The following is a 1,320-nucleotide window of genomic DNA, read 5'->3' on the forward strand; positions in this document are numbered from 1 at the left end:
CTTAAAGGGTGACAGCGTAGCTATAAAGCATGTTCCATAAGGGACAGAGCGAGAAAACCCCGTTGAAAATAGAGCCGTTTATTCGGTTTGAGAGCGATCAACTTCAAGGCCGAATCAGCCCATATATCCATAGCAACTATCCACCGTTGCCCATACAAACCCAAGCTAAAATCACTGTGATAGGGAGCCTTGTCTGAGTACTTTTTGATACATCCAGCATACTCGTCTATCCGTAATGCTTGCATTCGTTGTCCATGCATCGTAGCCAAACTATAGGCGAGCACAATGACCACCACTAAGGCTAAAAAGCGACGGTCATTCACCTTGGTATCTTCCAGGTGATAGCCCCCGCTTTTACAATCTTTGAAAAATTGTTCTATGCCCCAGCGACACCGGTAAATTTTTAAGGTTTGCTTGAGAGTGGGGAGATTTGTCAGGATATACCAGGGGGCTTTCGGTCCCGTCTTGCGGTACTTACGTTTCCAATAAACAGCCAGATTAAAGGGACCTAACTCGTCTCCTTTGTTCCCTCTAATGCCAACATAAAAATGAGACATCCCAGGCTTAAATCCTTGGTCTTTGAGGACTTGGTACTTGTCACCAGGATGGTGTTGAAAATGGAAGTCTTTTTTCTGACGTAAGGCAAAATATACCCCTTGTTGGTCCAGCCATTCGGCCAATTTGGGACTATGAAATTCTCGGTCTCCTATCACCAACGTTGGATAGGGTTTCAATAATTTCAGAGCGATGTTTAAGACTCGTTTTTGGGTCCTCAAATCACTGTTGCCTACATGGTCTAATAGCTCCCAATAGAGCGGTAATGCATGAGTCCCCCATACCAGGGTCACCATAAACAGATTACGTTCTTTCCATTGCGTTCGGTCTATCGCTATCAACCAATATCCATACTTCTGATGCGTCTTTTTTTTAGCTGACGACGCTGCTCTCGATTGAAACGATGCCCCGTTTGAGCTTGTCGAATCCAATATTTGATCACTGGAAACCACAACACTTTAAGACTCAGACGAGGCAGGACTAGAAACCGCTGCAGGTTCCGTTTACGACTCGCATATTTGATTGGTTGAGGAAATAGACTGGCTAAGGTTCCAAGCGTGACTTGACGATGCGCTTGTATTAAAAGTAACACCAGCTCTAGCGTTAGATACTGCTGTTCATTGAGATGTTTACGGCAAATCGTTTGGTATACTTGAGGCAACATTTTATTTTTTGTGGGGGCTGCATAGTCCCCTATTTTTTTGCCCTTTTAGTTTCCCAAATCATTGCCGACTATAGGCTTGAAGTTCCTTGTCACCCTTTAAG

The 1,320-nt window shown here is 44.2% G+C and carries 1 pseudogene; it reads right to left on the reverse strand.

Going from position 1 to position 1,320, the window contains the following annotated elements:
* Positions 1-20 precede the first annotated feature (20 nt).
* Positions 21-1,219: pseudogene (locus QGP82_RS16310) on the reverse strand (IS4 family transposase).
* Positions 1,220-1,320: the final 101 nt, after the last annotated feature.

This window comes from Leptothoe sp. LEGE 181152 (assembly GCF_032906605.1).
In the GTDB taxonomy this organism is placed as follows: Bacteria; Cyanobacteriota; Cyanobacteriia; order Phormidesmidales; family Phormidesmidaceae; genus Leptothoe; species Leptothoe turfae.